Below are 24,919 nucleotides of genomic sequence, written 5' to 3' on the forward strand. Positions count from 1 at the left end.
GCCTAGCTGGACAGGGCGGTGGCCCGACAGATGTCGCAAACATCCCAAGGGGCGCAATCGCAGATACGGGGAGATTCAACATAGCGGCTGCCGATCTGAACGCCGCTCGACGTGCTTTGGGCTTTTGACGGGGCGCGCTTTGGCGCGGGGGTGGCGCTGGTGGATGCATCATGGGGCGTAGGTGACCACCTCGAGAAGGCCGTGACGTCGTCCTTGCCTTCGACGTACCAGATCTTGCGTGCGGCATCCCAGCGTGCGCCAAGCTTTTTTGCCTCATCCTTTTCTGCGAAGGGGACTTTCAAATTCAATCTCATCGTGCTTCCAGGTCAAGGCGTCGAGGCAGGCATTATATGTTGCGTCAGCGTTCTGACTCATGCCCCAGCGCCGTACGCTGGTAAATCGATGTGTGCCGGGTATCCCCCCAGTGCATTCTGGCTGGTGTCCTTGCCGCATCGGCTCCGTGGCATGACAGACGGCCCGTTTTTCATCGCGTTTTGATCAGTCGGTTCACATTGTGTATATTTAAACCGCTCGATCTAAACAGCAAATGATCATTGATCAATCGAAAGAGGGGCAGCATGACTGAGCCGGTCCAAAGTCTTCACATCGATATCGTCTCCGACGTGATGTGCCCGTGGTGTCTCATTGGTTACCGACAGCTGCAGCAGGCGCTGGTGGCGACGGGAACCGCAGGCGAAATACGCTGGCATCCGTTCGAGCTGAACCCCGACATGCCGGCCGAAGGCCAGAACCTGCGGGAGCATGTGGCTGAAAAATACGGTACGACACCAGAGGCGTCGGCAGAAAGTCGCGTCAGGATGACCGACATCGGCGCCGAGCTCGGGTTCGCGTTCCGTTTTTCGGACGACATGCGCATGCACAATACCTTCAACGTGCACCAGCTCCTTCATTGGGCCGATCAGCACGGTCGTATGCATGCACTGAAGCTGGCGTTCTTTGATGCACATTTTACGGATCGCCGAAACCTGTCAGACAAGGCCGTGCTGGCCGATGTGGCCGGCGAGACGGGGCTTGAACGCGCTGAGGCGCTTGCCGTACTGGCGGATCAGCGTTTTGCTGGCGACGTGCGCGATGCTGAGAGCCGCTGGTTGAAGCAAGGGGTTCGCAGCGTGCCGGCGATGATATTCAAGCATCGCTATCTGGTGAGTGGTGCGCAAGGGGTGGAAAACTACACGCGCATTCTGGAACAATTGGCCCAGATGCAGGACTGAGCACGCGCTCAACATGAATGAGGAATTGAGAACCATGTCTGACATGAAGCCGTATGCCCCGCCAAAAGTCTGGACCTGGGATGCCGAGAACGGCGGTGAATGGGCAAAGATCAACCGACCTATCGCCGGCCCCACGCGTGAAGCCACCTTGCCACGCGGGAAGCATCCCCTGCAGCTATATTCAATGGGCACGCCCAATGGTCAGAAGGTCACCATCTTGCTCGAAGAGCTGTTGGCAGTTGGTGAGCGCGGCGCGGAATATGACGCCCATCTGATCCGGATCAGCCAGGGGGATCAGTTTTCGACAGGCTTTGTTGAAGTGAATCCGAATTCAAAAATTCCCGCGCTGTTTGATGCGGAAGCGGGGCGCCGCGTTTTTGAAAGTGGTGCGATCCTGCTCTATCTGGCCGAAAAGTTCGGGCGATTCCTTCCCAAAGACCCGGCAGCGCGCACCGAGGTGCTCAACTGGCTTTTCTGGCTGCAAGGCTCAGCCCCCTATTTGGGCGGCGGTTTTGGCCATTTTTACGCGTACGCACCCGAAAAGTTCGAATACCCGATCAATCGTTTCACCATGGAGGTGAAGCGTCAGATGGACGTGCTTGACCGCGAACTGGCCGAGCACCGGTATCTGGGGGGCCGTGAATACACCATCGCCGACATCGCGACATGGCCGTGGTATGGCAACCTTGTGCTCGGTGAAGCTTATGGCGCGGGTGAGTTTTTGCAGGTCGAGCGCTACAAGAACTTGCGTCGCTGGGCCGAAGAGATTCTGGCGCGTGCCGCGGTCCAGCGCGGTCGCAAGGTCAACCGGACCTGGGGCGAGCCGTCCGATCAGTTGCATGAACGTCATGACGCGTCGGATTTCGAATTGAGAACCGAAGACAAGTTGGCGCGAGAAAGCGCTGCTTGAGCAGATCGTCTCGGTCGTTATGAAGCATCGGTGAAAAAAACGGGCGGGTATCTCTGATGGGAGATACCCGCCCGTTTTGTTTTGGTGCCCGGGACGGGACTTGAACCCGTAAGGCTTGCGCCGGCGGATTTTAAGTCCGCTATGTTTACCAATTTCATCACCCGGGCCGAACAACGCAGATCCTCTGGGCGCTTAGAGCGCCGCCATGACTATGAGATCGTGCGCTTCGCCTTGTGTTTTGCTCTTGATGGCGAGCACGGGAAGCCAGTCAGACCCCCGAAGCAAGGCATTTGTTCAGTGGGCCGCGATCAGTGTTCTTTCTCGGGAAGCACGATGTTGACCTCGAGTACCTCGTAGTTGTCCTGACGCTCAAGGTTGACCTTGATATCGTCCGGGTTGACGTTGACGTACTTCGAAATCACCGCGATCAGGTCACGCTGGAGATCCGGCAGAAAGTCCGGTGACCCGTCACGCGGGCCGTGCTCGCGGGCAATGATCAGTTGCAGGCGTTCTTTGGCCAGATTTGCCGTCTTGGGTTTGCTGCCAAACAGCATGCTGAGCAGGGACATTTCACTTCCCTCCGAACAGGCGCTTCATCAGGCCCGGCTTTTCGTAGGTCGTGTAGCGCATGGGGCGCTCTTCGCCCAGGAAGCGGGCGACCACGTCCAGGTAGGCCTCGGACACGTCGGTGCCCTTGAGGTGCACGGCCGGTGATCCCTGGTTGGAGGCGTGGAGCACAGCTTCGGATTCGGGGATGACGCCGATCAGTTCAACACGCAGCAGCTCCTGCACGTCCTTGTAGGAGAGCATTTCGCCGTCTTCGACGCGCTTGGCCGAATAGCGGGTGATCAGGAGATGCTCCTTGACCGCGTCCATGCCGTCCTTGGCACGCTGCGACTTGGATTGCAGGATGCCGAGGATGCGATCGGAATCGCGCACCGAGGATACTTCGGGGTTGGTGACAATGATCGCCTCGTCGGCGAAGGTCAGTGCCATCACGGCGCCGCGCTCGATGCCGGCGGGGGAGTCGCAGACCACGTAGTCAAAGCCCATGTGCTCGAGTTCCTTGAGCACGGACTTGACGCCTTCTTCGGTCAGCGCGTCCTTGTCGCGGGTTTGTGAGGCCGGCAGGATGAACAGGTTCTCGCAGTGTTTGTCCTTGATCAGCGCCTGACTCAGCTTGGCCTCGCCGTTGACGACGTTGATCAGGTCATACACCACGCGGCGTTCGCAGCCCATGATCAGGTCGAGGTTGCGCAGGCCGACGTCAAAGTCGATGACCGCAGTTTTGAATCCGCGCAGGGCCAGGCCCGAGGCGAACGCTGCGCTGGTGGTCGTCTTGCCGACGCCGCCCTTGCCGGACGTTACTACGATGGTTCGAGTCACGATACTTCCTTCCTGTGAGTGCCGTGCTTATGCAGTCTGCAGCGGCGCAATCGTCAAAATCGGGTTGTCGCCTTCGCCCTTGAGCCAGGCCTGGGCGGTTTTGCCGGCCACGGACTCGGGGATGCCTTTTTCGAAGGTGCGATAGACCCCGGCGATGGAGACCAGCTCGGGGCCAAAATTGGTGCTGAACACGCGGGCGCGGGTGTTGCCCTGTGCGCCGGCCAGCGCGCGACCGCGCAGCGGGCCGTAGCAGTGAATGCTGCCGTCGGCGATGACCTCCGCGCCGTGGCTGACGCCACACAGCAGCACGAGATCGCCGCCACGGGCATAGGCCTGCTGGCCGGAGCGCAGCGGGCGGTCGATGATGAGCGTGGTCGCCGCAGCGGCCGCGACAGGCGCAGCCGCCGCGGGTGCTTCGACCACCGGTGCGGGTGTCGGTGCAGGTGCAGCGGATGCCGGCGCCTCGGGCGCGCTGATGCTGGCGTTATCGGCATCGAGCACGGCCAGGCCAATCTTGCGTGCGCCTTCAATAAAGGCTTCGGGCAGATTGCTTACGCCCACCGGTTGCAGGCGGTAGCGACGCAGCAGGCTGGCAATCCCGGGCCAGTCGATGCGCTCTGGCGTGTTGGCCAGCTCGGCAAAATCGAGAATGGTCGCTTCACGGTTGAAGAAGTCGGGCATGCCGCCGAGCAGGGTGTGCATGGCGTCGGCCAGACGCATCGGGTCGGTATCGCGCAGGCGCGCGGTCATGACGCCCAGTGTTGCGCCCCGGAATTCTATGGGTTTGTTTGATGCGGAAGCTGGGTTCATTCGGGGCCGATGAGCTGTCAAATCCTGCGAGTTTACTGGCCGTAGCGGCTGGGGGCAAGATTCCGGTGGAATCTCTCCGTCCGCAGGTTCAGTGTTGGGTGGGCGGCGCGTCGGGGGCGGCGAACAGTTCGTGGATGGCGTCGGCGTCGAAGCGGTAGGTGTGGTTGGACATGTCGTCGTGAATCTCGACCACACCTTGGGTTTCGATCACCGATTCGAGCTCCTGGCGCCCCAGTCCTCGCAGCATGGTCTTGACCTTTTCGGGGTCGGCGGGCCAGCGGTGAAGCACCGGGCGCGGGGTGAATACACGCACCGTTTCTTCGTGAAACAGCCGGGCCAGTACGTCTTCGGGGGGCAGGTTGCGCAGCTCGTCGGGTTTGACCGTGGCGGCCAGGCTGGTGACGCGCGCCCAGCCGTCGGGGTCGCGCTGGTCGGCGTCGGGCAGCTTTTGCAGAAACAGGCCGGCGGCGGTGTCGCCATTGGCCACCAGCCATAGTGCGGCGGGTTGTTGTTCGGATTGCGCCAGATAGTGCTCGAAGACGGCGGCGACGGTATCGCCTTCGACTGGCACGAGGCTCTGGTAGGGTTGATCAAGGCCGGCGACGTCGAGCGTCAGTTGCAGGTGGCCATCGCCAATCAGTCCGCCCAGCTCGCTGCTGTCGACGGCTTCGTCGGTTTTGGCATAGCCGCGCAGATTGAGCGCCTCGGTGCAGTCGACCACCATCAGCGAGAGCGGGCCGTGGCCTTGCATCTGAAAGGTGAGGCGGCCGGGCTGCTTGAGGTTGGCCGACATGATCGCGGTGACCGCGGTCAGCTCGCCGAGCACGGCGCGCACGGCCGGGGCGTAGCCGCGCTGGGCGGTCATGGCGCGCCAGGCGTCGTTGATCTGGACGATGCTGCCGCGGATGTCCAGATCGTCAAACAAGAAGGGCTGGACGAGGCTGTCTTCGCGCAGCATCAGCGGGGCTCCGTGAGTTCGGTGGCGTAGGTGTCGGCGTTGAAGCCCACCAGCAGGCGACCATCGCCGGTGTCGAGCACGGGGCGTTTGATCAGGCTGGTGTGGGCGGCCATCAGTGCGATGGCGTCGGCATCGGTGTCGATCTGGCGGGCTTCGTCGGGCAGCTTGCGCCAGGTGGTGCCGCGGGTGTTCACCAGCGGGGTGCGACTCACGCGGGCGACCCAGTCGGCCAGCGTGGCGGCGTCGATGCCATCGCGTTTGTAATCGTGGAAGGTGTAGGCGATGTGGTGGCTGTCGAGCCAGGTAAAGGCCTTCTTCATGGTGTCGCAGCTGCGGATGCCGTAGATGTGGATCATGTTCGTGTCGTGTGCGTTGGCAGGCATTGTCTCAGAAAACCCCAAGTACTTATTTTTTCAATGCTTTGGCGAGTGCGGCGGCCATGTTGCCGTGGCCGCGGGCGTCGTCCTTGCGTGGCGCGCGATCGGCGCGCGGGGCCGCTTTGGGGCGGTCGGCGGGTTTGCGCTCGGGGCGCTTGCGCGCGTCGGCCGGGGTGTCGGACAGGCGCATGGTGAGCGCGATGCGTTTGCGTGGCAGATCGACTTCGAGCACCTTGACCGGCACCACATCGCCGGCTTTGACGACGCTGCGCGGGTCTTTCACGAAGGTGTCGGACAGCGCGGAGATGTGCACCAGACCGTCCTGATGCACGCCGATATCGACGAAGGCACCGAAGTTGGTGACGTTGGTGACCACGCCCTCCAGCACCATGCCTTCGGTCAGGTCGCTCAGTTTTTCGACGCCGTCGCGGAAGCTGGCGGTGCGGAAAGCCGGGCGGGGGTCGCGGCCGGGCTTGTCGAGCTCGGCGAGGATGTCATTTACCGTCGGCTCGCCGAAGCGATCATCGGCATAGCGCTTGGTATCGAGCCCCTTGAGCGTGCGGCTGTCACCGATGATGCTGCCCACATCGCGCTGGATGTCGGCGAGGATCTTTTCGACCAGCGGATAGGCTTCCGGGTGCACCGCCGAGGCGTCGAGCGGGTTGCTGCCGCCAATTACGCGCAAGAAGCCGGCGGCCTGTTCGAAGGTTTTCTCGCCCAGGCGCGGCACGGCCTTGAGCGCGCGCCGGTCGGGGAAGGGGCCGTGGCTGTCGCGGTGGGCCACGATGTTGTTGGCCAGCGTGCTGTTGAGGCCGGAGATGCGGCTGAGCAAGGCGGCGGAGGCGGTGTTAACGTCGACGCCGACCGCATTTACGCAGTCTTCGACCACCGCGTCGAGCATGCGCGCCAGGCGGGTCTGGTTTATGTCGTGCTGGTACTGGCCAACGCCGATGGATTTCGGGTCAATCTTGACCAGTTCGGCCAGCGGGTCTTGCAGGCGGCGGCCGATGGAGGCAGCGCCGCGCAGGCTCACGTCGAGATCCGGAAACTCCGCTGCGGCCAGTGCCGAGGCCGAATACACCGAGGCGCCGGCTTCGGACACCATCACCTTGGTGAGTTTCAGTTCCGGATGGCGCTTGATCAGCTCGGCGGCGAGGCGGTCGGTCTCGCGCGAGGCGGTGCCGTTGCCGATGGCGATCAGGTCGGCGCCATGCTTTTTGGCCAGGCGGGCGATCTCGGCCATGGCGCCGTCCCAGTCGCGGCGCGGTTCGTGCGGGTAGATGGTGGCGGTGTCGATGAGCTTGCCGGTGCCGTCGACCACGGCCACTTTGACGCCGGTGCGCAGGCCCGGATCGAGGCCGATGGTGACACGCGGGCCAGCCGGGGCGGCAAGCAGCAGATCCTTGAGGTTGCCGGCGAACACGCGGATGGCTTCTTCTTCGGCGCGTTCGCGCAGGCTGTTCATCAGTTCGAGTTCGAGATGCACGGCGATTTTCACCGACCAGGCCCAGCGCGCAGTCTCCACCAGCCAGCGATCGGCCGCGCGGCCGGTGTCGCGGATACCGGCGTGGCGGGCGACCAGCGATTCGCAGGGGCCCAGCTCGCCGGCGGGCGGTGGATCGGGCAGCTCAATGCTGAGCCGCAGCATGCCTTCGTTCCGCCCGCGAAGCAGTGCCAGCAGGCGGTGCGAGGGGATGTGGCCGACGGGTTCGGAGAAGTCGAACCAGTCACGGAATTTGGCGCCCTCGGCCTCCTTGCCTTCGACCACGGCCGAGACGATGCGGCCGCGCTCGTTCAGCAAGCTGCGCAGGGCGTCGAGTAGCGCGGCGTTTTCGCTGAATTGTTCGATCAGGATCTGGCGCGCCCCGTCGAGGGCGGCCTTGGTGTCGGCGATGCCGGCTTCGGTGTTGAGATAGCGCGTGGCCTCGGTCTCTGGCGCCAGCGTGGGGTCGGCGAGCAATGCCTCGGCCAGCGGGCCTAAGCCGGCTTCGCGGGCGATCTGGGCCTTGGTGCGGCGTTTGGGCTTGTAGGGCAGGTAGAGGTCTTCGAGGCGCTGCTTGGTGTCGGCTTCGATAATCTGCACGCGCAGCGCGTCGGTCATGACGCCTTGCGACTCGATGGATTCGACGATGGCGGCACGGCGGGACTCGAGCTCGCGCAGGTAGCCGAGGCGGTCTTCCAGTGTGCGCAGCTGGGTGTCGTCAAGGCCGCCGGTGACTTCCTTGCGGTAGCGGGCGATGAAGGGCACGGTGGCACCTTCGTCGAGCAGGGCAATGGCGGCCACCACCTGACGTTGAGTGGCCTTGAGTTCGTCCGCCAGGCGGTGTTCGATAGAGAGGGGCATGGGCGCGTTGGCGTTTTTAAAAACGGGCTAGTGTGCAGAAGCGAAGGCTCGGCGGCAAGCGCCGGCCGGAGAGTCGGGATACAATTTGACGCTCTTGTTTCTCTTGCGTGACCTGTCGATGATGTTTGTGTTTCGTTCAAGTTTCGTGCTGCTTGCCGCCCTGCTGTTGATGCAGAGCACTGCCTCGGCGGCCAGTCCGGCCGCGGCGGTGGTCGATCCGTCGCGCCTGGGGACGGTTCGCATCCCCGAGGGTGATGGCAGTGTGGCGCCAGTGCCGCCGGTGCGGGCCTACGCGATCGACGGTCGCAGTTTTTTCTACGGCGGGCAGCAATACATTCTCGATACCCCGGTGGTGACCGACGACCGCGGTGAACTGGCGCGCCAGCGCTTGCAGGAAATGCTCGATGGCGGCGAACTCAGCGTGCAGCCCCTGGGCGAAAAAATTGAGGATTCAGAGCGTGCGCAGGTGCGTATCAATGGTGAGTTGCTGACCGCACCGCCCGTCAATTAGCACCAACGAGCAGGCTCTGGCGGCCCCACCATTGCGCATCAGCGTTTAGCGCGATCGGCGTTTTGACGGCCGCAGCTTCGACGCACAGCATGCGGCGGAAGTCTTTGTCGGGCATGTCGGCCAAGGCGGCGGCGCCAGCCTCCCACGGATTCCAGACCACCACATCGGTGAAATTTTCCTGATCAATCTGCAGCGCCCGGCCGCCATCGTCGAGCACCATCGGCCGGCGAACGTCGTGGTAGATGCGGTCGATGGGATCGTCGATCTGCAACATCGGCATTGGATCGGTTTTGCGCGCACCGCCATCGCAGTGGTCGGTGTAGTGCAGGCCTTTCAAGCCATGGAGTTCGGCCAGTTCAACTTCGCTGACGCGCAGATAAGTGTGCAGCGCGGCGGTGAATTCGAGCGCGTCGGCGCCGGTGTTGGTAACTTCCAGCTCCATGTCCAGGCGGTTGCCGCCAATGTTGACCGTCAGCTCCAGCGAAAACAGATAGGGCCACACGCTCAACGATGTGTCGTCGCTGTCGATGCCGAGAGTGAGCATGACTTGCCCGTCGACTTCGCGTTGGTGGATGAGCCGCCAGAGGCGTGTGCGGACCAGGCCGTGGCGGGGCAGCGGGCCGTGCGCGGCAAACTGGGGGAAGCACACCGGCGTACCGCCACGAATGGCGCCGCGGGCGTCGAACACGGCTTGGTCGCTCAGATAGAGCCAGGGCCGGCCCCCCGCTGGTTGCCAGTGCAGTACCTGGCCACCAAAGAGGCTGACCGTGGCTTCTGCGCCTTCGGCGGTGCGGACCTGAATGACCGGCTGGCCGTGAAGTGTTTCAGTGGAAATGGTTGATTTCATTTTTTTAGCGATTGCGCCGCGTTTTCGGGGTGTTGGGGGCAGCTGAGCAAATGATCATTCACCATCCCCGTCGCCTGCGCGAAGGCGTAGCAGATGGTGGAGCCGACAAACTTGAAGCCGTGGCGTTTGAGCTCTCGGCTGAGGGTGTCGGATAACGCGGTTTTGCCGGGGACCTCCGCCATGCTTTTCCGTTGGTTAATCTGTGGCTGGCCGTCGACAAATTGCCATAGCCAGCGGTCAAAACTGCCTTCTCGCGCCTGCAGTTCAAGAAAGGCACGGGCGTTGCCGATGGTTGCGCGGATTTTGCCTGCGTGGCGGATGATGCCGGCGTCGGTGACCAGACGCGTGATGTCATCATCGGTGTAGGCCGCAATGCGCGTCACGTCGAAATGATCGAAGGCGCGCCGATAGCCGTCGCGTTTTTGCAGCACTGTCCACCATGACAGGCCTGCCTGCGCGCCTTCGAGCGTGAGCATTTCGAACAGCATCTGGTCGTCATGTTGCGGCACGCCCCATTCTTCGTCGTGATAGGCCACGTAAAGCGGTTCGGTGCCGCACCAGGGGCAGCGGTCGGAAGAATACATGTCGGCCACAATGGCGCCTCCGGTGTTGGAGGCATCATTGTAGCCTTGTGCGGCGCTCAGTCTTGCAGGGAGAGGACGCCGAGTTTGACCGTGCTGTCGTCCGGATCGCTGGAGAGCACAAAGCCGAGGCTTTGTACGAAGCGCAGCATGCGGTCGTTGTTGGCCAGGAAGACGCCGTTCATGTAGACCAGGCCGCGGTTGCGGGCGGTTTCAATCAGCACGCCCATCAGGCGGCGAGCCAGACCGCGGTGCTGCCAGTCGTCGGCCACCACCACCGCAAATTCACAGGACTCGCCGTCGGGATTGACCGCGTAGCGGCAGACGCCGATTTCGGTTTCCTGATCGTCTTCGGTGACGGTGGCAACAAAGGCCATTTCGCGGTCGTAGTCGATCTGCGTCAGGCGCACGACCATGGCGGGCGGCAGCTCGCGCATGGTGTTCATGAAGCGGAAGTACTTGGTTTCGGCCGACAGCTTGCGCACAAAATTGACTTCGAGGTCGGCGTCTTCCGGCTTGATGGCGCGGATGGTGACATCGGTGCCGTCGGGCAGCGTCCAGTGCGTGGTCAGGTGCTGTGGATAGGGGTGGATCGCCATGTGATCGTAGCGATCAGCTGTCGGCGAGACGTTGTCGGCCACGATGCGTGCATCGACCGCGACGGCGCCGTTCTCGTCGACGATCAGCGGGTTGATGTCGAGTTCCTTGAGCCACGGCAGTTCGCAGACCATTTCGGAGACGCGCAGCAACACCATCTCCAGCGCCTCCATGTTGATCGGCGGCATGTTGCGGAATTCGTCGAGATAGGACGACACGCGGGTCGAGCGGATCAGGTCGCGCGCCAGATAGGAGTTGAGCGGCGGCAGGGCGATGGCGCGGTCTTTTTGCACCTCGACGCGCGTGCCGCCTTCGCCGAAGGTGATGATCGGGCCAAACACCGGATCGCGGCGCACACCGACCATCAGCTCGCGGCCGTTGCGCTTGATGACCATCGGCTCGATAGCGATGCCGTTGATGCTGGCATTCGGATGGGTGCGGCGAACACCCTCGAGGATTTCCTGATAGGCCGTACGTACGGCCGCCAGGCTGGTGAGATTGAGGCGTACGCCGCCGACGTCGGATTTGTGGGTGATATCGAGCGAGTCGATCTTCATCACCACCGGCAGGCCGATTTCTTCGGCCAGCACCATGGCTTCGGTGGCCGAGCGGGCGACCACCGTTTGGGCGATGGGGATGCGGAAGGCCGCGAGGATGGCTTTTGATTCCATCTCGTTGAGCACTTTGCGGCGCTCGTTGAGGGCGGTTTCGATGACCAGGCGGGCGCTTTCGATCGACGGCGGGTTGCTCTGCGACAAGGATGCCGGCGTTTGCGCCAGCAGCTTCTGGTTGCGGTAGTAGGCCGAGATATGGCTGAACAGCTCCACCGCCGGTTCCGGCGTGCGGAAGGTCGGGATGCCTGCCGCTTCGAAAAGCTTGCGTGCCTCGCCCACTTGCTCTTCGCCCATGAAACAGGTCACCACGGGTTTGTCGGCGCTGCGTTCTTCTTCGATCAGGGCTTTGGCGACATCGGTCGGCCGGGTCATGGCTTGCGGGGTGAGCATCACCAGCACGCCGTCGACATTCGGGCCTTCGAGGACTGCCTTGATCGCACCGCGGTAACGGTCAACATCGGCGTCGCCGAGGATGTCGATCGGGTTGCCATGCGACCAGGTGGCAGGCAGGCAGGCGTTGAGCTTGGCCATGGTGGCGTCGGACAGCTGCGACAGCGGAATACCCAGGTCGAGCGCGCGGTCGGCCGCCATGACGCCCGGCCCGCCACCGTTGGTGATGATGGCCAGACGATTGCCGCGGGGGCGAAAGTGCGAGAACAGCGCGTTGGCCGCGGCAAAAAGCTGGCCGAGGCTGTAGAGGCGGATCACACCGGCGCGGCGGATGGCGGCGTCGAACACGGCGTCGTCGCCCACCTGTGCGCCGGTATGGCTGAGCACGGCCTTGGAGGCCTCAGGGTGGCGCCCCACCTTGATCAGCAGCACCGGCTTGACGCGGGCTGCGCCGCGCAGGGCGCTCATGAAGCGGCGCGCATCGCGCAGGCCTTCGACGTACAGGAAAATGCTTTCGGTACGCGGGTCCGAAATCATGAATTCGAGGGCTTCGCCAAAATCGACGTCGCGCGATGAGCCCAGCGACACCACGGCCGAGAAGCCCACATTGTTCGGCCGTGCCCAGTCAAGAATCGCGGTGCACAGCGCGCCGGATTGCGAGATCAGGCCGATCGAGCCAGGCAGGGCGCGGCCGTGGGCAAACGTGGCGTTAAGGCCGAGGTCGGGCCGCATGATGCCCAGACAGTTCGGGCCGAGCAGGCGGATCTTGTGTCGGCGGGCGGTGTCCATCACCGAGCGTTCGAGTGCAGCACCGCGCGGGCCGGTTTCAGAGAAACCGGCTGAGAGCACGATAGCGGCCTTGACGCCGGCACGACCACAACTGTCGATGATGGCAGGGACTTTTTGCGCTGCAGTGGCGATGACCACCAGGTCGAGGCGCTGCGGCACGTCTTCGACGCTCTTGAAGCACTTCACCCCATGCACTTTGTCGTGTTTGGGGTTGATGGCGAAGATCTTGCCCTTGAATCCGGCATCGAGCATGTTGCGGATCAGCACGCCGCCGATCGCAGTTTCGCGCTCGCTGGCGCCAATGACACCAACGGATTTGGGCTCGAACAGGGGGGTGAGATAGTGCTTTTCTTTCATCGTCGTAGTCCGTACTCAATGACATTCGATATCAACGCGTTCGCGGACACCGAAGAAACTGTCGGGGAGCGAATACCGAAACGTAGTGCAGTGCAGCATGGCTCATTCTGACACAGATCAGTTTTACAACGGCTCAGTTTGCAGAATGTTTGAGGAATGTTTGGCACGCGATGTGGCGTTGGCGCCGCAAAGTGCTGCCGACCGCCTCGGCACACCGGTTTGGAATCGCTGTGCGCACGGACGCAAAGACGTCAATGACCGATTGAAAAGCTGAAGCGCGCGCCTTCGCCGGGGGCGGACTCGGCCCGGATCTGACCGCCGTGACGCTGGATGATGCGTGCCACGGTGGCCAGTCCGATACCCGAGCCGGCGTATTCGCTGGTGACATGTAGTCGGTTGAAGGGTTGAAACAGCTTGTCGGCGTAGGCCATGTCGAAGCCAACGCCATTGTCGGCGACACAGAACATCACCTCGTCCTCGTCGCGGGTCGCAAAAAAGGCGATTTGCGTGACCGCCTGGCTGGCAGAGAACTTCCAGGCGTTACGCAGCAGATTTTCGAGGACGACACGCATCAACGCGCGGTCGGCGTGAGCGGTCAGCCCGGGGGTGATGTCGATGTCGACGACACGCTCGGGTGATTCGTGGCGCATCTCGGTGGTGATCTCTTCCACCAGTTGGCTGAGGTCGATGTTTTCGCGGCGCAGGGTCTGACGCGTGAGGCGGGCCAGCTCGATGAGGTCGTCAATCAGATGGGCCATTCTGAGCGTGGCCGCGCGAATCCGCGCAAGGTAGGCACCTGAGGTGGCGTCCAGTCGCTCCGCCATGTCTTCTTGCAGAATGCTCGCAAAGCCTTCGATGGCCCGCAGGGGCGCCCGCAGATCGTGCGACACCGAATAGGAGAAGGCTTCGAGCTCCCGGTTGGACGCTTCGAGTTCGGCGGTGCGCGCCCGTACTCGGGCTTCTAGTTCCATATTGACGTTTTTTAGCGTCAGCTCCGCGACCTTGCGGGTGGTGATGTCGTCGAGCGAGCCCATGATGCCGATGGTGCCGCCGGCGGAGCGGATCATTTGTCGGGCGTGGGCTTCGAGCCAGCGGATTTCGCCTTCGGTGGTGCGGATCCGCAGCTCCATGATTTCGTCGTGGGCGGCGCCGGCATTGAGCCGCTTGAACAGCACGCGCGCACGGCCGCGATCGTCGGGGTGCAGGAAGGACGCCAGTGGCTGGCCGACGCTGCTGTCAATGGGGTGGCCGGAGATCTGCGTCCAGGCAGGATTGAGAAAGGTGAACACGCCATTGAGATCGGTCTGGAAGATGACTTCGTTGACTGATTCGACCACCTCTTGGTAGCGGGTGCGGCTCTCTTGCAGGGCGCGCTCTGCGAGTACGCGATCGGAGATGTCGCGTATCACGCGAAGTGTTGCCGGCCCACCTTCGAAGTCGACAACCACACCGGTCGATTCAACCTCGACGTCGGTGCCGCTCAGTGCCTGGAATCGGAACTGCGCACGCGGCAGCGTCTGGCCTGCCTGGTGGTGGCGGTTCAGTGCGAGGGATTTTCGAGCGTCCTCGGTGTGCGGCTTTTCAAAGAAACGGCTCAGCGGGGTGTTGAGCAACGCCGTTGTGTTGGGGGCGCCAAAGACATGGGTGGCCGCGGCATTGGCGAAAAGTATCCGGTCGTCGCGATGCACGATGATGCCGTCGGGGGTGACGTCAACAAGCCGCCGGTAGCGACTTTCGGCGGCGCGCCGTTCGCGCTGCGCGACAACACGGGCGGTGATGTCTTCGACGATGGTGATGAAGCCCTTGAGGCCGCGATGTTCGTCACGCAGGGCGGTGACGGAGATATGCGCCCACACCGTATGCCCGTCCTGGTGGACGTAGCGCTTTTCGCCCTGGTGCGACGAGATCTGACCGCTGACAAAGGCCCGGTAGGCCTGATCGTCAGCGGCCTGGTCGTCCGGGTGGGTAAAGGTGCGAAAGTCGCGACCGAGCAGCACACGTCTCGGATAACCCAGCATGTGTGCGAATGCGGCATTGACGCTCTGCCGCCGGCCGTCGGCGTCGAGCGTGATGATGCCAACCGGTGCGTGTTCAAAGGTGGTCCGATAGCGCGCTTCGCTGGCCGCCAGCGCGAGCTGGATGTTGCGCTCGGCGGTGATGTCGCGCGCGACGCCACGATAGCCGCAGAAGCGGCCAGCGTCATCGTAATAGGGTCGCCCGCTGGCGGAAAACCAGCTGATGCTTCCGTCGGACATTCGTCGTGAATAGACAAAATCGCTGAACGACTCGTGTTGTTCACAACGGAGGACATGAGCTTTCCAGTGGGGTTCGGTGCCGATGGCCTCCGCCAGCGCCCACCGGGTCTTGCCGATGACGGCGTCGATGTCGAGGTCGTGCTCGTTGCGCGGGCTGGTCACCAGGCGCGTAAAGCGGAACTGTGTGTCCTGTTCCCAGAACCAGTCGAAGGAGCCTTCAACCAACGTGCGGAAACGTTCCTCGCTGTCGCGCAGTTCGCGCTCGGCGTTGATGCGTTGGGTGAGGTCGCGGCCGACGCCACGATACCCCTCGAAATGGCCATGTCGAAAGAGCGGCTTGCCAACGAATTCGAGGTGTCGCAGCGCACCGGACAGATCGTAGCGGGAGATCAGAAGCGTGAAGGGTTCGTGCTTTGCCAAGCGTTGTTGGTGGTCCGACCAGCGGCCGGCGTCCATGTTGTTGCAGGGCAGCTCCCACAGGTGTGCGCCGACGAACTCGGCGCTATCCATGTTGGCCATGCTGCGCATGCCTTCGCTCATCAAGGTGAAGCGGTGCTCGATGTCGGTTTCCCACAGCCAGTCGCTGGATAGTTCAACAAAGTCCATCAGCCGGCGCTGATTGAATTCGGTGACGGCGGTGGCGCGGTGCGCAAAGTCGACGGCGAAACGGTAGTTGCGAATCGAGCGGAAGCCCAGGCTCAGCGCGACGCCAAGCACGACCACCAGCAGCGCGAGGCCGATCCAGCCAGTCGCGTCGTTCAGGGCAGGGAGGCTGGCGGCACGTTCTGTCGCGGCAACAGCCTGGTTGCTTCGAGCAGCCCACCATTTTCCAGACAGCACCAGCAAGACGACCAGCGCCAGCCCCGCCAGTGCCAAGGAGCGGTGCAGCAAGCGCTTCGCCGAGGACGGCGTGGCGCGGAGGTCGGCAGGCTTGTCGTGTGAATCCATGTCGGGTGCCGTGGTGTATCGCCGTCAGAGCCGTCGTGCTGTCGAGACCAAGGGGCCCGGGTCGCGGCGCCGTAGGGCGTTGATCGAATGATACGCGTTTGCCCAGTGAGCCAAGGGCGCGTTCAAAGTCACCTGTTCAGGTCTACTGCGAACAGGCGAGGACAGCAAGCTAGAATTCAACACTCCATTCAGCTTGAGGTCTCTCATGTCCGAACCGATCAGTCAGCCGGTTGTTGCCGGAACCAAACATGGCGGCGGCCAGCCCTCGGTTTGGGTTCAGCGCCATGGCGGTGGGTTGATGGCAGGGTCACGCGTGCTCGATCTGGCTTGCGGCCGCGGGCGCCATGCGCGGTGGCTGGCCGATCGGGGGTGCCACGTGAGCGCCGCGGATCGTGATCCGGCCGCGCTGGCGGCGATTGACGCTCATCCCGGGGTCACCCCTTGTGCGCTCGATCTGGAATCCGGCGACACCTGGCCGTGGCCCGACGCTTCTTTTGACGCGATCGTGGTGACCAATTATCTGCATCGGCCGAGCTTTGGCCGTTTGGCGGCTTTGCTGCGCGCCGGCGGCGTACTGATCTACGAAACCTTCATGCTCGGCAACGCGGCTTTTGGCAAACCAAGCAATCCCGATTTTCTCCTGATGCCGGGGGAGTTGCTTGAGCGCACGCGAGATGCTTTCACCGTGATCGCTTTTGAGCAGGGCGAGATCGCGCGTCCGGCGCCGGCCATGGTGCAGCGCATTTGCGCCCGCAAAGGCGATGCGCCGGGCCGTCTGCCCGATTGATCAGCGCGCGTCGGCCCGCACCGGTGTTTTCGCCAGAATGGCGTCGGCAATGGCGATGATCCCGGATGGGCTCAGATCGTCGGTCGACACATGGATGGCATCGCCAAAGCGCACATAGTTGCTGTTTTGGGAGCGCTTGTAGAGCGGGTCGTAATGCTGATCGACCAGTTCGGTGAACAAGGCGGGCAGATCGTGCACGGCGGCGTAGTCCTGCCAGCGTGCCAGGGTCTCGTTTGAGATGATGCGGTTGAGGCAGCCGAGCTTGCGCTGCAGGTCGGCCACGTCGTCGCCCAGATAGGCGTAGTCGCGCAGCAAAAATTCGATGCGCGCCTCGCGGCTGGCGTCGATGGCGAAGCAGGGCGAGCCTCGCATGGCCTCCATCAACTCGGTGGGCAGGTGTACCCGACCGATCTTGCGGCTCTCGGCTTCCACATAAACGGGTCGATCAGGGCTGAAACGGCTGAGCACGGCATGCAAGGCTGTTTCGAATTTCTTCTGGGTCGGCTGGGCGACGCCGGGCAGCGCGCCGAGCACCGAGCCTTTGTGCGAGGCCAGCCCCTCCAGATCAAGCACCTGCGCACCAGCCGCGGCCAAGGCTTCGAGAATGCGTGTTTTGGCGCTGCCGGTGGCGCCGCCGATGATGCGGAAGTCGAGTGTGGCCGGTTGCTGCGCCAGCGCATCAATGACCATCCGGCGAAAATTCTTGTAGCCGCCTTCGAGTTGGCAGGCATCCCAGCCGACCATGCGCAGCCAGGTCACGAAGGCGCCGCTGCGCTGTCCGCCGCGCCAGCAATACACCAGTGGCCGCCAGTGCTTGGGCTTGTCCTGAAAGTGCGCGTGCAGATGGCGGGCCAGGTTCTCGGCCACCAACGCACCGCCGATGCGCCGCGCTTCGAAAGGCGACACCTGCTTGTAGATGGTGCCCACGCGCGCGCGCTGCGCGTCATCCAGCACTGGCATGTTTACCGCGCCGGGGATGTGATCGTCCGCAAACTCGGCCGGCGAGCGCACGTCGATGATCTCGTCAAACTCGGAAAGCTGTGCTACGGTCGCGCTGCCTTTTTTCATCACCATCCTGTGCCGGCGCCGCTCGCGCGCCTCTGTGTGTAAATCATGACTTCTGTTCGTTTGACCGAATTTTCCCACGGCGGTGGCTGTGGCTGCAAAATTGCGCCCGCGGTGCTGTCCGACATTCTCTCGCGCTCGCCCATGGGCGTGATGCCGCCCGAGCTGTTGGTCGGCAACGCCTCGTCTGACGACGCCGCAGTGTATCGGCTCAACGATCAGCAGGCGATCGTTGCCACCACCGATTTCTTTACCCCGATTGTCGACGACCCCACCGATTTCGGCCGCATCGCCGCCACCAACGCCATCAGCGACATTTACGCCATGGGCGCCACGCCGATCATGGCGCTGGCCATTGTCGGCATGCCGCTCGACAAACTCGCCCCCGAAGTGATCGGCCAGATCCTTGAAGGCGGCGCCAGCGTGTGCCGCGAGGCAGGCATCCCGATTGCCGGCGGGCACTCCATCGATGTGCTCGAGCCGATCTACGGGCTGGTGGCGCTCGGCATCGTGCACCCTGACCGTGTGCTGCGCAACGACACTGCCCGCGCCGGCGATGTGCTGATCCTCGGCAAGCCGCTGGGCGTCGGTGTGCTCTCCGCCGCCCTCAAAAAGGGCCAGCTCGATGCCGACGGCTACGCCTGCATGATCGACACCACCACGCGGCTCAACACCCCGGGGCCGGCGCTGGCACAGATCCACGGCGTACATGCGGTGACCGACGTGACCGGTTTCGGTCTGGCCGGGCACCTGCTGGAAATGTGCCGTGGCTCGGGCCTGGCGGCTGATGTGGCGTTTGGCGACATTCCGCTGATCGACGCCGCGGCGGGCTTTGCCCAGGCCGGTGTAGTGACCGGCGCCTCGCGCCGCAACTGGGCCGGCTATGGCAGCGATGTCCGCTTGGGCGATGGTCTCGGCGCATGGCAGCAGGCGCTGCTGACCGATCCGCAAACCAGCGGCGGCCTGCTCGTCGCCTGCGATCCGACGTCGGTCGATCAGGTGCTCGCGGTGTTCCGTGCGCAGGGCTTCGGCAGCGCGGCCGTGATTGGCCAGATGAACGCCGGCGCACCGACTGTTCAGGTACGCTGACGCAACCCTGATTGTCAGCGCTGTGATACCGCAGCCGGCAGCAGTGGTTTAAGCGCCGGCCACATCGTCTCAACAATGCGCGGCTGGGCGTCTGCTGTCGGATGCATGCCATCGGCCTGGAACAGTGCGCGGTCTTCGGCAAAGCCATCGAGCAAAAACGGCACAAAGGCCAGATGGCGTGTTTTGGCCACCTCGGCAAAAGTGTCCTGGAACAGCCGCGTATACACAGGACCGTAGTTCGGCGGCAGCCGCATGCCCACCAGCACCACCTTGGCGCCCGCGGCCTCGGCCACGTCGACCATCGCCAGCAGATTCTCCCGCATTAGCTTGACCGGCAGCCCGCGCAAGCCATCATTGGCGCCCAGTTCAATGACGACCACATTCGGCGCGTGTGCTTCAAGCGCCTGCGGCAGCCGCGCCCGGCCACCCGCGGTGGTCTCGCCACTCACGCTGGCGTTGATCACGGTATGCTTGCCCGGCAAGGCATCGAGCTTGCGCTGCAGATGGGCCGGCCAGGCCTGCTCGGCACGCAGGCCGAAACCGGCCGACAGGCTGTCGCCGAGCACCAGCACCGTCGCGGCTTGCGCCAGTGTGGTAGCCATAACCAATAGCAAACCAATAATGGATCGAACCATGCTTTCCAACTCCGGCCCGGTGATCGAAGTCACCGGTTTGTCCAAATCAGTCCCTGCGCGCGAGGGACAGGGCGGCGAGCTGCCCATTCTCAAAGACATTACGTTTTCCGTGCAAGCGGGGGAGTCGGTCGCCATCGTTGGCGCCTCCGGCTCCGGCAAATCCACGCTGCTCGGGCTTGTTGCGGGTTTGGACGTGCCAACGGGCGGATCGGTTCAACTCGCCGGGCAATCCCTGTTTGCGCTCAGCGAAGATGCCCGCGCCCAATTGCGGGGCGCCCAGATGGGCTTCGTGTTCCAGTCCTTCCAGTTGTTGCCGGCGCTCACCGCGCTCGACAACGTCATGCTCCCGCTCGAACTCGCCGGCCAGCCCAAGGCTGAAGCCACCGCCCGCGACTGGCTCAAGCGCGTCGGCCTCGAAGGGCGCACCGGCCACTACCCCAAACACCTCTCCGGTGGCGAACAACAGCGCGTCGCGCTCGCCCGCGCCTTCGCCCCCTCACCCGCCGTGCTGCTGGCCGACGAACCGACCGGCAATCTCGACGCCGAAACCGGCGCCGCGATCATCGAACTCATCTTCGACCTCAACCGCGAGCGCGGCACCACGTTGATTCTCGTCACCCACGACGACGCGCTGGCCTCGCGCTGTGATCGGGTGTTGCATATGCAGGGTGGGGTGTTGAGTGAGGCGGGGGTGTCGGCTGAGCTTTAGGTCACGGTCACGGCCGATGACCACCATAGGGGGCGCTCTGCCAAATGGAGCATCTCAGCGAGAAGTGAGATTTTTGGAGTTCTTCAGCGTCATAGACGCTCGATTTCTGACTGAAGCACCTCAATATCAATGCCGAGGCTCGTTTCAACAACGAATTTCGGTTCTGGCTGCAAGGCGATGATTGTCACCAATTCGCCAACCGCTCCTGTATGAGAGCCAGCGACAACGCTGACAGTATCTCGATGAGAGAACCAAACGCCCGCAATAGGCGTTTGATCGAGAAATGCTTGGCCGAGCTTTGAGCCATCAATGCATGTGCTGATGTCGTCAACTAGCTGGACGTCCGCAGGCAGGGCGCTGAAGCCTTCAGTACCGTCTACGAACGAAAGCCAAAGGTAGCCATGAGGCAGGAGCTTTCGGATTTCGACGATGCAGCCCTTTTGATCTAGAAGTCGGCGCTGGTCCTCTGCAGGCAGGTCGTGCAAGAGCCAATCTGGGATGCGTGTTACTTGAACTCGCCTGCCTGGTTGAAAGGCGCTCCTCTCCACTGTCATTGTTGGTCATTCTTCGTGGCGCCAGCGACCGCCTGCGCACAGCCCACCCCCGCCCGCACGGCCCCTTCAATCGTCGCAGGATACGGCCCGTCCACGTAATCCCCCGCCAACCAGATACCGCGCTGCGCGGTCTTCACGCCCGGCCGGGCCAGTTGCGGCCGGCAGGCAAAGGTGGCGCGTTTTTCGGTGATGGTGAGGATGCTGTCGGCCGGTGGCAGGCGGCGGTCGAGGAGGGTTTCGAGTTCGTTGTGAATCGCCAGTTCGACTTCATGCTTGGGGATGTCGAGATGCGGACCGCGGGCGCTGATGACGGCGGCGATGAGGCCGGCGGGGCCGCCGGTCTGGCCGCGGTCGAAGAACCATTGGGCGAGGCCGCCTTCGGCGCCGATCATGGGCGCGGGCAGGCGGACGCTGTCGTCGTATTGCAGGTAGGTGGTGAGGATGGGCTCGTAGGGCAGGGCCTGGATCGATGCGACCAGCGGCGCCAGCGCGGCGAAGGGGGCGAGCAGATCGGTGGCGTGGTAGGGCGCGGTGGCGACGACGACATGGTCGAAGCGGCGAGCGGACACCGGGTCGCCTTCGAGGCGGTAGCGGGGGCCGTGGGGCACGATTTCGGTGATGGCTTCCGTGACGTAGACCTGGCCGCCATTGCGGCCGAGCCAGCGCGCGGCGGGCACCGGGAACAGCTCTGACAGGTCGATTTTCGGGATCAGCAATTCGCTGGCCGAGGCGCCGGCGGCGAGGGTGTCGCGCAGCACGTTGGCGAAGACGCGCGCCGAGGCTTCAGCCGCCGGGGTGTTGAGCGCGGCGACGCACAGCGGCTCCCACAGGAAGCGGCGCAGGCGCTCGGGTTGCGTGGCATTGTCGAGCAACTGGCTGACGGTGAGATGTACCGGCAGGCGGAAGCGCTGGGCCTTGAGGTGCTGGATGAAGCGCAGGCAGGCGCGGCGCTCGGACCAGTCCATGCCCTGCGCGCGCAGCAGGCCGACGGCTAGATGCAGCGGGGCGGGCAGCGAGGCCGCGGTGAGGCGGAATTTGCCGGGGTAGTAGAGATCGAGCGGGGCGCTGTGAAACACCGAGGGGCGCACGCCGACATGGCGCAGCAGGCGCTGGGTTTCACTGTAGGCGCCGAGCAGCAGGTGCTGGCCGTTGTCGACCGACAGGCCGTCTTTTTCGACCCGACGGGCGCGGCCGCCCATGACGCTGGCGCGCTCGAACACGGCGACTCGCGCGCCTTTGCGCACCAGTTCGACTGCACAGGCCATGCCGGCGTAGCCGCCGCCGATGACAGCGACTTGCGGGGCGTCGAGGCGGGCGCGTTGAACCATCTAGTTTTTGAGCCAGGTGCGTGTGGCGATCCACAGCTTGCGCACGGGGGTGAGCGAGGTACGGCGGTCGAGCACCAGGAAGCCGTCACGGGCGATTTCGTCGAGCAGGGTGCGGTAGATGGCGGCCATGATCAGGCCGGGGCGTTGGGCCTTGCGGTCGATGCCCGGTAGTTGGGCCATGGCCTGGTCGTAGAAGCTGATGGCGCGCTCGGTCTGGAACTGCATGAGGGCGACGAACTTGTCGCTGTGCTCGCCTTGCAGCAGGTCGCTGGCGGGCACGTTGAAGCGTTGCAGGTCTTCGACCGGCAGGTAGATGCGACCGCGGCGGGCGTCTTCGCCGACATCGCGAATGATGTTGGTGAGCTGGAAGGCGAGGCCGAGGTCGTGGGCGTACTTGAGTGTCTGACGGTCCTGGTAGCCAAAAATTTCGGCGGCGAGCAGGCCGACCACGCTGGCGACGCGGTAGCAGTAGAGGCGCAGGGTCTTGAAGTCGAGATAGCGCGTTTGCGCCAGATCCATCTGCATGCCGTCGATGATTTCCAGCAACTGCTCGGTCGGCAGGCTGAAACGTTTGCGCACTTCGGTGAGCGCCAGGCCGACGGGGTGGGTGGCTTCGGCCTTGTCGAGTCGCAGGATTTCGCTGCGCCACCAGTCGAGTTTGCTTTGGGCGATGGAGGGGTCGAGGTTGTCGTCGACGATGTCGTCCACTTCGCGGCAAAAAGCATACAGCGCCATGATGGCTTGCCGCCGTTCGATGGGCAGGAACAGAAAGCTGTAGTAGAAGCTCGATCCGCTGGCGGCGGCTTTTTGCTGGCAATACTCGTGGGGGGTCATCGTGTGTTCGCGTGGAAGTTGAGCGCGGCGAGGGCGATGCCGGGGGCGTCGCGCTTGCCGAGGCTGGGCCGATGGCGGAAGACATCATAGCCGACGGCTTCGATGCGTTTGAGAATACGCAGGCCGCCGAGCACGATCAAACGCAATTCCCAGCCAATGCGGCCGGGCAGTGCGGTGGCCAGCGGTGCACCGCTGTGCATGAGGGCACGCGCACGGTCGACCTGAAAGCGCATGAGTGCGCGCCACGCGTCGTCGACACGCTGCTCGATCAGGTGGGCTTCGGTGACATCGAAGCGCGCCATGTCGTCGGCAGGCAGGTAGATGCGCTGCTTTTTCCAGTCGATGGCGACGTCTTGCCAGAAGTTGATCAGCTGCAGGCTGGTGCAGATGGCGTCGGACTGCGTCAGATGGGCCGGCGTGTCGGCGCGGTAGAGGCGCAGCATCAGGCGACCGACCGGGTTGGCCGAGCGACGGCAGTAGTCGAGCAGTTCGGTGTAATCGGCGTAGCGGGTTTTGCCGACGTCCTGACTGAAGGCGTCGAGCAGGTCGCGGAAGCGTTGGATCGGCAGTTCGTGCGCGGCGATGTGGGGCGCGAGCCGGGTGAAGATGGGCGTGGTCGATGGCTTGCCTTGCTCGATCAGGTGCAGTTCGCGGCGGTAGTCGTTGAGTTGCGCGAGCCGCACCACGGCGGGCGCGTCGCCTTCATCGGCAATGTCGTCGGCGCTGCGGGCGAAGGCGTAGATGGCCTCGACCGGTTCGCGCAAGCGCGCCGGCAGCAGGAACGACGCGACGGGAAAATTCTCGTAGTGTTCGACCGGCATGACGCCCGATGGGAAAAGCTGGTGCGAGAGGAGGGACTCGAACCCTCACGCCGTGAGGCGCTGGAACCTAAATCCAGTGCGTCTACCAATTCCGCCACCCTCGCGAGGTGGTGCGCTGATCCAGCGCGACGCGGATTATACACGTCGCGCCGGCGAGGGCACGCTCAACCGCGCAGAGCGGCGAGCAGGCCGTTGCGGGAGTCGCGTGCGTCGGCACGCAGCGCGGAGAGCTCTTGCTCGGGCACGGTTTGGGTTGTTGCTTCGAGCAGGGACAGCTTGGCGGCGCTGTTGAAGCGCAGGAAGGGGTTGGGAGTGTCGGCCGACAGGCCGGCGATGAAGTGAACATCGCGCAACTCGACGGGTGGCCATTGCCCGCCATAGGGGTTGCCGTCGTCGAAGATGTCGATGACGGTTTTGGGCACTTCGAGCGCGCCGAGCAGGGCGCGGCTGACCGGCTCGTGCCACAGGCCGATGAATTCGCCGAGGCGATTCAGGTCTTGTTCGAGCACCGGGTGCGCGGTGGCGCGGGCGAGCAGGTAGAACTGACCGATGCTGCTCAACATGCCGGCAAACAAGGCGGTGTCGGGGTCGCCGATACGCAGGTGGCGGGTGATGGCGTAAGACCAGGACGCGACATCAATGGTGTGCATCCACAGTCCGGAGGCGACCAGGCGCGCATCGGCGCTGCGGCTCTCGGCGGCGAGCTGTTCGGTGGCGACGGCGTAGGCGAGCGAGCGGACGTTGACCAACCCAACGCGACGCACCGCTTCGCTGATTGAGGTGAAGGATCGGTTATAGGGGTTGAGTGCGACGGAGTTGGCCAGGCGGATGATGCGCGCGCTGAGCAGGGGGTCGGCGCGGATGACGCAAATGATGTCGTCCAGCGATGCCTGTGGGTCGTCGCAGACGCGTTTGATGCGGATGGTCAGATCCAGAAAGGTCGGGAAGGTGAGCTGCCGGGTCGCGAGATCGTTTTCGATGGTGCGGGAGAATGCGTCGAGCGCGTTCTCGAACGGATCTTCGGACTGGATTTCAAGCGATGTAGACATGGCAACGACCCCTTGTTTGGTGCGGCTACAGATAGCGCCGGCGACACTGCGACGCATCATGGCCGAATTAACGGCCGCCGCCAACCGTGCTTTAGGGCGAAGGAGTCTTGCGGTTTACAGGCACGCTGAAATGGCGCGCGCC

Annotated in this window: 24 protein-coding genes and 2 tRNA genes; 6 read left to right on the forward strand and 20 right to left on the reverse strand. The window is 63.6% G+C overall.

What is annotated here, in order from left to right; all coding sequences use genetic code 11:
* Positions 1 to 2 precede the first annotated feature (2 nt).
* Positions 3 to 314: a DUF5710 domain-containing protein gene (locus tag FHP91_RS21360; protein ID WP_144310566.1), complete on the reverse strand. Its 312-nt coding sequence runs from the start codon at positions 312 to 314 to the stop codon at positions 3 to 5.
* Positions 315 to 578: 264 nt separating this feature from the next.
* Between FHP91_RS21360 and FHP91_RS16260 the strand changes: the two genes are divergently transcribed.
* The gene (locus FHP91_RS16260; protein WP_144310567.1) at positions 579 to 1,232 is read left to right on the forward strand and encodes a DsbA family oxidoreductase; all 654 of its coding nucleotides are present in this window, start codon (positions 579 to 581) and stop codon (positions 1,230 to 1,232) included.
* 13 nt (positions 1,233 to 1,245) lie between these two features.
* Positions 1,246 to 2,142 (forward strand): glutathione-dependent disulfide-bond oxidoreductase, encoded by an 897-nt coding sequence (yghU, locus tag FHP91_RS16265; RefSeq protein WP_391527576.1) that lies wholly within the window; start codon positions 1,246 to 1,248, stop codon positions 2,140 to 2,142.
* An 82-nt stretch (positions 2,143 to 2,224) separates the two neighbouring features.
* On the opposite strand, the gene FHP91_RS16270 is transcribed toward yghU, so the two are convergent.
* The 7 genes from FHP91_RS16270 to FHP91_RS16300 all read right to left on the reverse strand — a co-directional run bounded on the left by FHP91_RS16270 (position 2,225) and on the right by FHP91_RS16300 (position 8,017).
* Positions 2,225 to 2,309, reverse strand: a tRNA-Leu gene (locus FHP91_RS16270).
* 141 nt (positions 2,310 to 2,450) lie between these two features.
* Positions 2,451 to 2,711 (reverse strand): cell division topological specificity factor MinE, encoded by a 261-nt coding sequence (gene minE / locus FHP91_RS16275; RefSeq protein ID WP_144176597.1) that lies wholly within the window; start codon positions 2,709 to 2,711, stop codon positions 2,451 to 2,453.
* Position 2,712: 1 nt separating this feature from the next.
* Complete coding sequence (gene minD / locus FHP91_RS16280; RefSeq protein WP_144310568.1) at positions 2,713 to 3,528, reverse strand: septum site-determining protein MinD; 816 nt, start codon at positions 3,526 to 3,528, stop codon at positions 2,713 to 2,715.
* 27 nt (positions 3,529 to 3,555) lie between these two features.
* Positions 3,556 to 4,338: a septum site-determining protein MinC gene (gene minC / locus FHP91_RS16285; protein ID WP_144310569.1), complete on the reverse strand. Its 783-nt coding sequence runs from the start codon at positions 4,336 to 4,338 to the stop codon at positions 3,556 to 3,558.
* 88 nt (positions 4,339 to 4,426) lie between these two features.
* Positions 4,427 to 5,296, reverse strand: coding sequence for an Hsp33 family molecular chaperone HslO (hslO, locus tag FHP91_RS16290; RefSeq protein WP_144310570.1), 870 nt, complete (start codon positions 5,294 to 5,296; stop codon positions 4,427 to 4,429).
* Positions 5,296 to 5,652, reverse strand: coding sequence for an ArsC family reductase (locus FHP91_RS16295; protein ID WP_144310571.1), 357 nt, complete (start codon positions 5,650 to 5,652; stop codon positions 5,296 to 5,298). Before FHP91_RS16295 ends, hslO begins: the two co-directional genes overlap by 1 nt.
* A gap of 49 nt (positions 5,653 to 5,701) precedes the next feature.
* The gene (locus FHP91_RS16300; RefSeq protein ID WP_144310572.1) at positions 5,702 to 8,017 is read right to left on the reverse strand and encodes a Tex family protein; all 2,316 of its coding nucleotides are present in this window, start codon (positions 8,015 to 8,017) and stop codon (positions 5,702 to 5,704) included.
* Between the two features lie 85 nt (positions 8,018 to 8,102).
* Between FHP91_RS16300 and FHP91_RS16305 the strand changes: the two genes are divergently transcribed.
* Positions 8,103 to 8,528 carry a hypothetical protein gene (locus FHP91_RS16305; RefSeq protein WP_144310573.1) on the forward strand — a complete coding sequence of 142 codons (426 nt, stop codon included), beginning with the start codon at positions 8,103 to 8,105 and terminating at the stop codon, positions 8,526 to 8,528.
* Here FHP91_RS16305 and FHP91_RS16310 read toward each other — a convergent pair.
* The 4 genes from FHP91_RS16310 to FHP91_RS16325 form a co-directional block, all read right to left on the reverse strand.
* A complete protein-coding gene (locus tag FHP91_RS16310) occupies positions 8,521 to 9,375 on the reverse strand; it encodes a D-hexose-6-phosphate mutarotase (RefSeq protein ID WP_144310574.1) in 855 nt (284 codons plus the stop codon). The genes FHP91_RS16305 and FHP91_RS16310 overlap by 8 nt on opposite strands.
* Entirely contained in the window at positions 9,372 to 9,959 is a 588-nt protein-coding gene (locus FHP91_RS16315; RefSeq protein WP_144310575.1) for a DNA-3-methyladenine glycosylase I, read from the reverse strand. The genes FHP91_RS16310 and FHP91_RS16315 overlap by 4 nt, the downstream gene beginning before the upstream one ends.
* Before the next feature lie 56 nt (positions 9,960 to 10,015).
* A complete protein-coding gene (locus FHP91_RS16320) occupies positions 10,016 to 12,703 on the reverse strand; it encodes a bifunctional acetate--CoA ligase family protein/GNAT family N-acetyltransferase (RefSeq protein WP_144310576.1) in 2,688 nt (895 codons plus the stop codon).
* Between the two features lie 251 nt (positions 12,704 to 12,954).
* Positions 12,955 to 15,906: a PAS domain S-box protein gene (locus tag FHP91_RS16325; protein WP_144310577.1), complete on the reverse strand. Its 2,952-nt coding sequence runs from the start codon at positions 15,904 to 15,906 to the stop codon at positions 12,955 to 12,957.
* A gap of 205 nt (positions 15,907 to 16,111) precedes the next feature.
* Here FHP91_RS16325 and FHP91_RS16330 point away from each other — a divergent pair, with 205 nt between their 5' ends.
* The gene (locus tag FHP91_RS16330; RefSeq protein WP_144310578.1) at positions 16,112 to 16,693 is read left to right on the forward strand and encodes a class I SAM-dependent methyltransferase; all 582 of its coding nucleotides are present in this window, start codon (positions 16,112 to 16,114) and stop codon (positions 16,691 to 16,693) included.
* Here the strand turns inward: FHP91_RS16330 and mnmH are convergent, their stop codons facing one another.
* Positions 16,694 to 17,761, reverse strand: coding sequence for a tRNA 2-selenouridine(34) synthase MnmH (mnmH, locus tag FHP91_RS16335; protein ID WP_144310579.1), 1,068 nt, complete (start codon positions 17,759 to 17,761; stop codon positions 16,694 to 16,696).
* A 45-nt stretch (positions 17,762 to 17,806) separates the two neighbouring features.
* Between mnmH and selD the strand changes: the two genes are divergently transcribed.
* Positions 17,807 to 18,847, forward strand: coding sequence for a selenide, water dikinase SelD (gene selD, locus FHP91_RS16340; RefSeq protein WP_144310580.1), 1,041 nt, complete (start codon positions 17,807 to 17,809; stop codon positions 18,845 to 18,847).
* 14 nt (positions 18,848 to 18,861) lie between these two features.
* Here the strand turns inward: selD and FHP91_RS16345 are convergent, their stop codons facing one another.
* Positions 18,862 to 19,482 (reverse strand): arylesterase, encoded by a 621-nt coding sequence (locus FHP91_RS16345; RefSeq protein WP_144310581.1) that lies wholly within the window; start codon positions 19,480 to 19,482, stop codon positions 18,862 to 18,864.
* On the opposite strand from FHP91_RS16345, the gene FHP91_RS16350 reads away from it, so the two are divergent.
* Complete coding sequence (locus FHP91_RS16350) at positions 19,469 to 20,191, forward strand: ABC transporter ATP-binding protein (protein WP_144310582.1); 723 nt, start codon at positions 19,469 to 19,471, stop codon at positions 20,189 to 20,191. The genes FHP91_RS16345 and FHP91_RS16350 overlap by 14 nt on opposite strands.
* A gap of 89 nt (positions 20,192 to 20,280) precedes the next feature.
* On the opposite strand, the gene FHP91_RS16355 is transcribed toward FHP91_RS16350, so the two are convergent.
* The 6 genes from FHP91_RS16355 to FHP91_RS16380 all read right to left on the reverse strand — a co-directional run bounded on the left by FHP91_RS16355 (position 20,281) and on the right by FHP91_RS16380 (position 24,777).
* Entirely contained in the window at positions 20,281 to 20,676 is a 396-nt protein-coding gene (locus FHP91_RS16355; RefSeq protein WP_144310583.1) for a hypothetical protein, read from the reverse strand.
* A gap of 65 nt (positions 20,677 to 20,741) precedes the next feature.
* Positions 20,742 to 22,073 (reverse strand): hydroxysqualene dehydroxylase HpnE, encoded by a 1,332-nt coding sequence (hpnE, locus tag FHP91_RS16360; RefSeq protein ID WP_144310584.1) that lies wholly within the window; start codon positions 22,071 to 22,073, stop codon positions 20,742 to 20,744.
* Positions 22,074 to 22,907: a presqualene diphosphate synthase HpnD gene (hpnD, locus tag FHP91_RS16365; RefSeq protein ID WP_144310585.1), complete on the reverse strand. Its 834-nt coding sequence runs from the start codon at positions 22,905 to 22,907 to the stop codon at positions 22,074 to 22,076.
* A complete protein-coding gene (gene hpnC, locus FHP91_RS16370; RefSeq protein WP_144310586.1) occupies positions 22,904 to 23,728 on the reverse strand; it encodes a squalene synthase HpnC in 825 nt (274 codons plus the stop codon). The genes hpnD and hpnC overlap by 4 nt, the downstream gene beginning before the upstream one ends.
* 19 nt (positions 23,729 to 23,747) lie before the next feature.
* Positions 23,748 to 23,832 (reverse strand) — tRNA-Leu (locus FHP91_RS16375).
* 60 nt (positions 23,833 to 23,892) lie between these two features.
* Positions 23,893 to 24,777, reverse strand: coding sequence for an HDOD domain-containing protein (locus FHP91_RS16380; protein ID WP_144310587.1), 885 nt, complete (start codon positions 24,775 to 24,777; stop codon positions 23,893 to 23,895).
* Positions 24,778 to 24,919: the final 142 nt, after the last annotated feature.

The organism is Denitromonas halophila (assembly GCF_007625155.1).
Taxonomy (GTDB): domain Bacteria; phylum Pseudomonadota; class Gammaproteobacteria; order Burkholderiales; family Rhodocyclaceae; genus Nitrogeniibacter; species Nitrogeniibacter halophilus.

What these genes read in the sequence shown, in the direction of transcription:
- mnmH (WP_144310579.1), bottom strand. Translation starts at nt 17,761, where the DNA reads ATGAAAAAAGGCAGCGCGACCGTAGCACAGCTTTCCGAGTTTGACGAG.
- FHP91_RS16300 (WP_144310572.1), bottom strand. Translation starts at nt 8,017, where the DNA reads ATGCCCCTCTCTATCGAACACCGCCTGGCGGACGAACTCAAGGCCACT.
- FHP91_RS16310 (WP_144310574.1), bottom strand. Translation starts at nt 9,375, where the DNA reads ATGAAATCAACCATTTCCACTGAAACACTTCACGGCCAGCCGGTCATT.
- FHP91_RS16295 (WP_144310571.1), bottom strand. Translation starts at nt 5,652, where the DNA reads ATGATCCACATCTACGGCATCCGCAGCTGCGACACCATGAAGAAGGCC.
- FHP91_RS16315 (WP_144310575.1), bottom strand. Translation starts at nt 9,959, where the DNA reads ATGTATTCTTCCGACCGCTGCCCCTGGTGCGGCACCGAACCGCTTTAC.
- hpnE (WP_144310584.1), bottom strand. Translation starts at nt 22,073, where the DNA reads ATGGTTCAACGCGCCCGCCTCGACGCCCCGCAAGTCGCTGTCATCGGC.
- FHP91_RS16350 (WP_144310582.1), top strand. Translation starts at nt 19,469, where the DNA reads ATGGATCGAACCATGCTTTCCAACTCCGGCCCGGTGATCGAAGTCACC.
- hslO (WP_144310570.1), bottom strand. Translation starts at nt 5,296, where the DNA reads ATGCTGCGCGAAGACAGCCTCGTCCAGCCCTTCTTGTTTGACGATCTG.
- FHP91_RS16325 (WP_144310577.1), bottom strand. Translation starts at nt 15,906, where the DNA reads ATGGATTCACACGACAAGCCTGCCGACCTCCGCGCCACGCCGTCCTCG.
- minE (WP_144176597.1), bottom strand. Translation starts at nt 2,711, where the DNA reads ATGTCCCTGCTCAGCATGCTGTTTGGCAGCAAACCCAAGACGGCAAAT.
- yghU (WP_391527576.1), top strand. Translation starts at nt 1,246, where the DNA reads ATGAATGAGGAATTGAGAACCATGTCTGACATGAAGCCGTATGCCCCG.
- selD (WP_144310580.1), top strand. Translation starts at nt 17,807, where the DNA reads ATGACTTCTGTTCGTTTGACCGAATTTTCCCACGGCGGTGGCTGTGGC.
- minC (WP_144310569.1), bottom strand. Translation starts at nt 4,338, where the DNA reads ATGAACCCAGCTTCCGCATCAAACAAACCCATAGAATTCCGGGGCGCA.
- hpnC (WP_144310586.1), bottom strand. Translation starts at nt 23,728, where the DNA reads ATGCCGGTCGAACACTACGAGAATTTTCCCGTCGCGTCGTTCCTGCTG.
- FHP91_RS16345 (WP_144310581.1), bottom strand. Translation starts at nt 19,482, where the DNA reads ATGGTTCGATCCATTATTGGTTTGCTATTGGTTATGGCTACCACACTG.
- FHP91_RS21360 (WP_144310566.1), bottom strand. Translation starts at nt 314, where the DNA reads ATGAGATTGAATTTGAAAGTCCCCTTCGCAGAAAAGGATGAGGCAAAA.
- FHP91_RS16260 (WP_144310567.1), top strand. Translation starts at nt 579, where the DNA reads ATGACTGAGCCGGTCCAAAGTCTTCACATCGATATCGTCTCCGACGTG.
- FHP91_RS16320 (WP_144310576.1), bottom strand. Translation starts at nt 12,703, where the DNA reads ATGAAAGAAAAGCACTATCTCACCCCCCTGTTCGAGCCCAAATCCGTT.
- hpnD (WP_144310585.1), bottom strand. Translation starts at nt 22,907, where the DNA reads ATGACCCCCCACGAGTATTGCCAGCAAAAAGCCGCCGCCAGCGGATCG.
- FHP91_RS16330 (WP_144310578.1), top strand. Translation starts at nt 16,112, where the DNA reads ATGTCCGAACCGATCAGTCAGCCGGTTGTTGCCGGAACCAAACATGGC.
- FHP91_RS16380 (WP_144310587.1), bottom strand. Translation starts at nt 24,777, where the DNA reads ATGTCTACATCGCTTGAAATCCAGTCCGAAGATCCGTTCGAGAACGCG.